General features: G+C 70.7%; 8 protein-coding genes and 1 pseudogene. 4 read left to right on the top strand and 5 right to left on the bottom strand.

Translation table 11 applies throughout. The annotated features are described in order from the left end of the window. The first annotated feature begins 621 nt into the window (after positions 1 to 621). Both AB0F11_RS36835 and AB0F11_RS36830 read left to right on the top strand, forming a co-directional pair. Positions 622 to 1,332, top strand: a complete 711-nt coding sequence (locus tag AB0F11_RS36835) for a hypothetical protein (RefSeq protein WP_362183866.1) — start codon at positions 622 to 624, stop codon at positions 1,330 to 1,332. A gap of 237 nt (positions 1,333 to 1,569) precedes the next feature. Then, positions 1,570 to 1,947, top strand: coding sequence for a hypothetical protein (locus AB0F11_RS36830; RefSeq protein ID WP_362183863.1), 378 nt, complete (start codon positions 1,570 to 1,572; stop codon positions 1,945 to 1,947). A gap of 75 nt (positions 1,948 to 2,022) precedes the next feature. Here the strand turns inward: AB0F11_RS36830 and AB0F11_RS36825 are convergent, their stop codons facing one another. The 3 genes from AB0F11_RS36825 to AB0F11_RS36815 all read right to left on the bottom strand — a co-directional run bounded on the left by AB0F11_RS36825 (position 2,023) and on the right by AB0F11_RS36815 (position 4,147). Then, complete coding sequence (locus tag AB0F11_RS36825) at positions 2,023 to 2,253, bottom strand: hypothetical protein (RefSeq protein ID WP_362183860.1); 231 nt, start codon at positions 2,251 to 2,253, stop codon at positions 2,023 to 2,025. 11 nt (positions 2,254 to 2,264) lie between these two features. Then, complete coding sequence (locus tag AB0F11_RS36820) at positions 2,265 to 2,438, bottom strand: serine hydrolase (protein ID WP_362183857.1); 174 nt, start codon at positions 2,436 to 2,438, stop codon at positions 2,265 to 2,267. 161 nt (positions 2,439 to 2,599) lie between these two features. After that, positions 2,600 to 4,147, bottom strand: a complete 1,548-nt coding sequence (locus AB0F11_RS36815) for a hypothetical protein (protein WP_362183854.1) — start codon at positions 4,145 to 4,147, stop codon at positions 2,600 to 2,602. A 496-nt stretch (positions 4,148 to 4,643) separates the two neighbouring features. On the opposite strand from AB0F11_RS36815, the gene AB0F11_RS36810 reads away from it, so the two are divergent. Further along, on the top strand, positions 4,644 to 4,787 hold the full coding sequence (locus tag AB0F11_RS36810; RefSeq protein WP_362183851.1) for a hypothetical protein: 144 nt from the start codon (positions 4,644 to 4,646) through the stop codon (positions 4,785 to 4,787). Positions 4,788 to 4,883: 96 nt separating this feature from the next. On the opposite strand, the gene AB0F11_RS36805 is transcribed toward AB0F11_RS36810, so the two are convergent. Further along, the gene (locus tag AB0F11_RS36805) at positions 4,884 to 5,783 is read right to left on the bottom strand and encodes a helix-turn-helix transcriptional regulator (RefSeq protein WP_362183848.1); all 900 of its coding nucleotides are present in this window, start codon (positions 5,781 to 5,783) and stop codon (positions 4,884 to 4,886) included. Between the two features lie 82 nt (positions 5,784 to 5,865). Then, entirely contained in the window at positions 5,866 to 6,711 is an 846-nt protein-coding gene (locus tag AB0F11_RS36800; RefSeq protein WP_362183845.1) for a glucose 1-dehydrogenase, read from the bottom strand. Between the two features lie 253 nt (positions 6,712 to 6,964). Between AB0F11_RS36800 and AB0F11_RS36795 the strand changes: the two are divergent. Then, positions 6,965 to 7,646, top strand: a pseudogene (locus tag AB0F11_RS36795) (hypothetical protein); the annotation flags it as partial.

The raw sequence follows: 7,646 nt of genomic DNA, 5'->3' as shown, positions 1-7,646 counted from the left end.
AAGCCCTCCGGGCAGGTGAGAGGGGCTTTCCCGGCGGCCCGGGGACCTACTATCCGGGCGCGAATGTGACGTAGGCCCTGTGGGCCGCCTCACCGCCCGGGGGCCGGAATGTCGCCTTCTGTAGTTGCTTGTACCCTTTTCTGGCTGTGTTCCAGGCCACTTCCGACCCCCGAATCGAAGGACACCAAGGCATAGAAGCCCACCTTCCGAGCCGCCCTCGGAGGGCGAAGGCTTCCCCGTCGCCGAGCCGTCACCGGAAGCCGGGCGCCGCCTGACCGGATCAGCCGCCGAACGGCGTGAGGCAGGCATCCCGCGCCCTGCGCTGCGCGGCCGACAGATTTCGACCACTCCCCGCGACAACCCAAGATCAGCTTGACGCGTGGGCATCGCGAGGTGTCTTGGCTGCGGGCGCGCCTCGGCATCCCCTCTGCGTCGCTCTCCGGGAGGTCCCGCAACCATGCTCGCGTGGGCGGCGTGTGCTCCGGTGGGGCAGGTTTCGCCTGCCCTCGCCACACTGCAGGTGAGGGGGACCTGATGCAGGAACCGACTGGGGGCACGACATCGGCGGCGGGGCCGGGCACGAGACGGACCGGGTCGGTGAGAGCCCGTGTAGTGCGCGCCGTGTTCCGCCTCGTCATGGCTGCCCTGATCACGCTGCTCGCGGTGCGCACCTACGAGGAGACGGCTGTCGCACTCGCGCGCGCGAACGGATCGCTGGGCACGGCTGAAGCCACCATCACGGAGCTCACGTCACACACGGAGTCCGGGAGAGACGGTGGAGGCCAGGACGGCGGCAGCGGAGACTGGTTCGTTCACACCGAGTACGTGATCGAACTGCGGGTCGACGGCGAGCTGAAGACGGTGGACGGCGTGCCGGACGACGCCGCACACGGCCTGCGTGAGGGGCAGCGCGTCGTGGCGGGCATGTGGCGGGGGCGGATCGTTGAGATCGACGGGCGTGATGTGTGGCCCGGTTGGCACCCCGGGGCGTGGGACATCACGCTGTTCGCGCTCTACCCACTGGTCATGGGGTATTTGATCGCCCTCGCTGTGGCCGGTGCCGCCTGGCTCGGCGGCCGGGCGCGGTTGGGGCGGGACGACCGGGCCGGGCCGTGGATGCTCGGGTTCTTCGTCGGAGTGGCGGCCATCCTGGTGCTCCTGGTGTGCGCGGCCTTCGGGAACCGCCCCGCGTTCTGGCCGCTCGTCCCTGTCGGCGCCGGTACTGCCGCCGCGCTTGCACGGCTGGGGGTGGTGGTCCGGCAGGTCCGGTCGCGGCAGCACGGCGAGGCCTCGCTGCGGCCACGCCGCCCCTGGGCTCGTGGCCGGGGCTGAAGCCGATCCACCCTTTGGACTTCCGAGCCGATCTGGGCGCTGGCCTGCCGGCGCGAGGCCAGGCGTGCGCATCTCCGGCGGGAACGTCGCACAGTCGCCGGGTGGCTGACGGAGCGCCGGGCGGGCACAGGGGTGAAGACGTATCCATCATGACAGGTCAGAGGGGGTTTTCGTAGGACCAACGGCACAGCCCTATGCCCTTGTTTGGGCAGCTGTGCGGCTTTCAAAATCTCCTTCATGAATCCCACCTCGCACATCAATCACGATGCAGTCCTTCGAGCCCGCGTGGCTCTCCTCGGCTCGGGGACCCTGCCGGTGCGGCATGAGGTCGCCGCCTACCGGCTCCTGGTGCAGGTGAGCCCGCTCGCCTATCTGCCCCGGCTTGCGGAGGCGTTGTACGAATACAGCCGTCAGGAGTTCGCCCTCCAGCCCGACATAGCCCTGGCTCTCCGGGCCGAGGCCGTCGCCGCCGCGCGCAGGATGCACGCGATGGAACCCGAGCGGGCATGGCTGCTGCGCACCGCGCTTGAGCGCTACCGGAAGCAGCTCGACCGCATGGGTCGCGGGGAGGAAGTCGCCACCGTGGACGAGGAGATCACCCTCCTCGACTCCTGATCCCGCTGAGGCGTCCCGCTCCTGGCGGGGGCGGAGCGGCGGCTCCCGCCGTACCGCCCCCGGCGGGTCCGCCCGTCATGTGGCCCATATGTCAAGCAGTTGATGTGCCGCTCGGAAGTGGTCGGGCGAGTCCGAGTTACACACGATGGTCACTGCAGGGTTGCGGTCAGGGCTCACCTTGAAGGTGCTGTGGAATCCCTCCCAGTCGCCGCGGTGCACCAGACCCTTGTCGGGCAGAAGGACGACTCCCGCCCCATAGCAACCTTTTTCGATGCCGCGGCGGCGCAGGGTGTCGCCCGTGCTCACCGCTCCCTGCGTCACCCCGGCGAGCAGTTGCGCGCCACCGATGCGGCCGGTGCGGTAATTGTTACGACATGGGACAGCAGAACGTAATTGGAGTTGGAGTAGGAGAAACGCCGGCCGGGCGGCTGTTCCGGCTGGGAGGCGAGGATGGCCGCGATCGCGTCCTGCTGGCCGGCCTGTTCCGTCACTCTGACACCTTGGCACGCAGCAGATCCTCGAAGTCGGGAATACCGCTGGTGTGATGCATCAGGTCGGCCAGCGTCACGCGCCGAGTCCAGCCGGGTGCGTTGTCGAGAGCTTCAGAGAATCCTCCGTCTTCCGTTCTGCAGCCAATCGATCAAGAGCTGTTCTAGGACTGGGCGCCCTTGAGCCGGCGGTTGACCTCCTCGTTGATGCGGCGGTTCAGTTCGGCAAGCTGCTCGGGGGTGTAAGCGGTGAGGTCGCCGAGGTCCGGGGGGTTGGCCGGGGGGCTGTCCTTTTGTTTCTGGCCCTCGCGGCGTTTGAGCTCCTGCTCCTCGGCCGAGCCCGGCGCCGCGTACGCACACCGGATCAGCGCGCCGTCGGCGGCCTTGAGGCAGGTCGCCTCGCGCCCCGCGACCTGGCCCTTGCCCTCCACCCGGTAGCGGATGTCCTGTTCGCTGCCGATCGTGGCGGTCCACGTGCTCCCGCCGGTGGGTACCACCTCGAAGACCATGTCGTCGTTGTAGCAGCAGACGTCCCGGTACTCGGCCTTGATCAGCGCGACGATCGCCTTCGGCGAGGACCAGGTCGGATCGAGCCGGTGAACGGTCAGGGGCGCCAGTTGGCCGCCTTGATGACGCGCCGGCACCGTCGACACCGCGACGACCGAGCTGGCCTCGCCCTGCGGTGTGAGAGGGGTGACGTACACGCTGCGCCCGCTGGTGTCGGCGTAGCGCAGGGTGAACTCCGAGTCGTTCCCCTCGTTCGCGCCGTCCTCGGATGCGTCCCAGCCGCTGCGGTCGAACCACCAGTCGGCGAAGCTGCCGACGGCGGCGGTCGCCTCCCGTTGCCGGGCGGCGAGGCTCAGCGGGTAGGAAGGGCCGGGGACGTCCGCCGTGTCGGTGGTGATGGTGACCTTTCCCGTCCGCCCGTCGTAGAGGGCGACTCCGGCGGGCCGTTCAGTGACGACCATGACCCCGGTCTGGCGCTTGAGGGGTACGACCACGACGGGCGTGTCCCCCGAGCAGGTCACGTAGGCGTCCTTGGCCTCGAAGCGGACCCAACGCTTCTGGGCGGAGATCTTGCGGCCCAGGTTGTGGCTGAACCAGCCGCTGATGCGTGCGTCCGCCACGTCCACGTCGAACGAGCAGCGCTGCTGCGAGCGGCTGGTGCCGCCGAGCGGAATGTCCTGCACGAGGCCGACTTCGTACCCGGCCAGCCAGCCGCTCCGCTCGACGAGGGTGGCGAACCTGTCCGAGTCGGGCAGGTAGGTGATGTCGGAGATCTCACCGGTGACGTCGCCCAGGTGCGGGGCGGCCTGCGCCTTGCCGACGAGATAGGGGGCGCGGGGTGCCAGCTGGGGCACCGGCCCGGTCACCACCTGCGTGTGGGCCATGTACGCGCGGTCCTGCAGGTACGAACCGTAGATCAGCCAGAAGACGGCGAGTCCGAGGCCGACGACGGCGCCCAGGCAGCCGAGGGCCTGCACCACGCCGCTCGACTCCGCGGCGGGCTCGCCGCGCCGCCTGCGAAGGAGCCACCGCACCAGCCGCACCAGGACGACGAACGCCACGGCCAGCAGGGGCAGGGCCAGCCATGCGAAGAGCTTTCGCAGCTCCCACACCAGGATGGTGGTGTAGTACGGGGCGTAGAGCGGCGCACATGCCGCCAGGATCAGCAAACCCGCCGGTATGCCGATACGCAGAGCCCGATCCATCAGCGCCCTCCCCCGATCGCCGCCTGGTTCAGCCCAATTGTGTAGTGCGGGGCGGGCCGTGTCATGGCTGTACCGAATTTGCTCCGGGTGGTGATGTCCGTACGCCCCGGGGCAGGACGCGGGGTCAGCGGCCTTCGCGGGCCATGCCGCCGTCCGATATGCGATCGACGAACGGAAGCCGTTGCAGCACCATTCGGGACAGGAGCCGACGACGAGGACCAAGGTGATCACGCAGGGAGTGAAGACCGCCGCCCGGTGCGATGCCTGCGGCGGTGTGCTGGAACGCGACATCGGCCAGTTCATTGACCGCGGACGCCTGTGGTGGGGAATTGAAGCAGGCTGCCGGTCATGCACCGCCGGGTGATGCGAACGGGGCAGCGGCCGCGAAACGCCGGAGGAGATACGCCAGGCACTCCTGGCCGAACGTGGAGCTGCGCGGCTCCGGCTGACAGGGCCCGAGGCGAGTTCGGTCACTGTCCTGCGTGCCCTTCGGGAGGTGCATGACCTGACACTCGCGCAAGCAAGGACCCTGGCGGAGGAGTTGCGGACGACCGGGCTGGTGGGAACGCTGGTCGAGATGGAACTCATGGCCGGCCGGCTCCGACAGCGCTCGGTCAGCGCGGTGGTCGAGCCGTGCTGACCGTCAGCAGCATCGGAGAGTGACGTGCGTGTCCCGACCCCGCCAGATCCAACGGCTACGCCACGTGGTCATCGGTCCTCCCCTCCCCCGCCGGCATCATCGTGAGGAGACGGCCTGGGACGGGGCCGACCAGGCCAGGAGCATGCGCAGGGCGTCGTGCGCGGGGCTGCCCGGCTCGGCGGTGTACGTGATGAGCGCCTGGTCGGGGTCGTCGGCCGCGCGCAGGGTTTCGTACGAGAGCTCCAGCTCGCCGACGACCGGGTGGCGGAAGCGCTTGCGGCCCGAGGTCTTGTCCTGCACGGGGTGTTCCGCCCACCAGCGGCGGAACTCCTCGCTGCGCATGGACAGTTCGCCGATCAGCCGGGCCAGCTCCGGGTCCCCCGGTCGGCGTCCCGCCTCCAGGTGGAGGTAGGCCACGTTCTCGCGGGCGCAGCCGGTCCAGTCCGCGTACAGCTCACGGGTCGCCGGGTTGAGGAAGGTGTTGCGGGCGATGTTGCGCTCGGCCCGGTCGAGGGCGCCGAAGTCGCCGAGCAGCGCGCTCGCCGCCGGGTTCCATGCCAGGACGTCCATCCGCCGCCCCATGACCATCGCGGGCACGTCGTGCAGTTCGTCCAGCAGCAGGCGCAGTGTCGGCCGCACCTGCTGGATGCGGGTGTGCGGGTGGTTCGCGGCCGGGGAGGCCGGCCCGGAAGGGCGGCGGGCCGGGCGGGCCAGGTGGTGCAGGTGCCGGGTCTCGTCCTCGGTCAGCCGCAGCGCGCGGGCGAGCGCGTCGAGGATCGCGGCCGACGGGTTGGGCACCCGGTCCTGCTCCATCCGCGTGTAGTAGTCGACGCTCACCCCGGCGAGCTGCGCAGTCTCCTCACGGCGAAGGCCCGCGACCCGGCGCCGGCCGCCGTAGTCGGGCAGCGCGACGTCCTCGGGGGTCAGGCGGGAGCGGCGGGTGCGCAGGAAGCCGCCCAGGCTGGTGGCGGCGGTTGTCGGCGGGTTCGCGGTCATGGACCGATTGTCTCCCGCGGGACGGGTGCGCTGCCTGGCCCTGCCAGGACCAGGCAGCGCGGGCGCGGGCCGGCGGTAAGGCTCAGGCCTCCCTGCCCTGTTCCGGGCCGCCCTCCCCGGCCGGGATCGCGGTCGTCAGTCCGCCGTCGACGACGATGTCCTGGGCGGTGATGTACGAGGAGCGCGGGGACAGCAGGAAGGCCACCGCCTCGGCGACGTCCTCGGCCGCGCCCAGCCGGCCCAGCGGGACCGCTGCGCCCAGAGCCTGGTGGACGGCGGGGTCGTTCGGGATGTTGTCGTGGAACATCTCGGTGACGATGTAGCCCGGGCTGACCGAGTTGACCCGGATGCCCTGGACGGCCAGGTCGGTGGCGAGGGTGCGGGCGAGGTTGTGTACGGCCGCCTTGGTGGCCGCGTACACCGGGGACACGGCCATGCCGCGGTACAGCGTCCACGAGGCGTTGATCACCACCGAGCCGCCGCCTGCCGCGCCGAGCAGCGGCAGGGTCTTCTGGATGGTGAAGAACACGCCCTTGAAGTTGACGTCGACCAGGTGGTCGAAGTCCTTTTCGGTCACCTCGGCGGCGCGCTGGAACAGCCCGACTCCGGCGTTCGCGAACACCCCGTCCAGTCGGCCGTACCTGGCGCCGACCGTGTCGGCCAGCCGGTCGAGGTCGGCGGGGTCCGCGGCGTCGGAGCGTACGGCGAGGAGGCGCTGTCCGCCGTCCGCGTACGGGGCCAACTCGGCCGCGGCGCGGTCCAGGCGGGCCTCGTCACGGCCGGTGACGACCACGTCGGCACCGGAGGCGAGCAGCAGCCGGGCCGTGGCCAGGCCCATGCCGCTCGTGCCGCCGGTGATCAGGATGGTGCGGCCCGCGAAGTCGGCGGGACGCTGGAACTCGGTTGCTGTGGCAGTGGTTTCGGTCATGACGTCAGCCTCGCCCGGCGGCCCGGGGGCGAGCCAGGCCCGCCCGAACCTGGGTCTCCCAGAACCACCCAGGACTGCCGGCACGCGGCAACGCGGCGTCGATTGGCATCCGTCCGGCATGCCGGGCCGAAAGGTCTCAAGATCGAGCAGAGGGAACGATCCGTGCGCTGCGTACATCTAGGAACACGGCGGGGCTCCGCAGGGGCCCCGCCGCACGGTATCTGCACGGTGTGAGTGGCAAGGCGGGGCTGGGATGAAGGCGATAACGGTGGCGGGCGGCACTCCGGACGACCCGGAGCTCGAGAGGGCCACCAAAGATGCGGGGGCGGCCGCTGACGACACGGTCGACGACACGGTCTCGGAACCGGACGCTGCGGACATGGCCGGGGCCGACGAGCCACCTGCCGACGTGTTGCCCGCGGTTGACGACGAGGATGAGGACGGAAACGGGGACGGGGACGGGGACGAGCCCAAGGGCAGGGAGGCTTCGCCGACCGCAACCAGCCCTGCCGTAGGAAGCGACGAAGCCCCGGTCGAAACGGGTAAGGCGACCGGCAGCAGTACGCAGTCCGCTCCGGCGACCACCGCGCCCGACGACGCCCCCGCGGCCAAGGCCGAGCCCAAGGGCAAGGCCGACCGCTCGCCGGGCGACGCGAGGCCCACGGTCGACAGCACGGCTGAGGCTCGTGACGACGGCGAGGGCGGTGCCGACGCTGGAGCGGGGGCCGCCCGGGGCACCACCGAGGCCGTGGCCGAGCCGCCGGCCGGTGCCGTGGCAGCTGCCGAGGCCGCAGGCGATGCGGATACGGATGCGGAGACCACGGCCGGGAAGGGGGGCGACGAAACGCAGGTGCTCTTCGTGCCCCCGCGTAGCGCCGCCGAGCCCGAGAGCGACACCGAGGACGAGGACGAGGGCACGGGAGCCGTCGCGTCGC

The sequence above is a fragment of the Streptomyces sp. NPDC032472 genome, assembly GCF_040636955.1.
Taxonomy (GTDB): Bacteria; Actinomycetota; Actinomycetes; order Streptomycetales; family Streptomycetaceae; genus Streptomyces.
The sequence above is the reverse complement of the archived record's forward strand: the minus strand, read 5'-3'. Positions and strand labels throughout refer to the sequence as shown.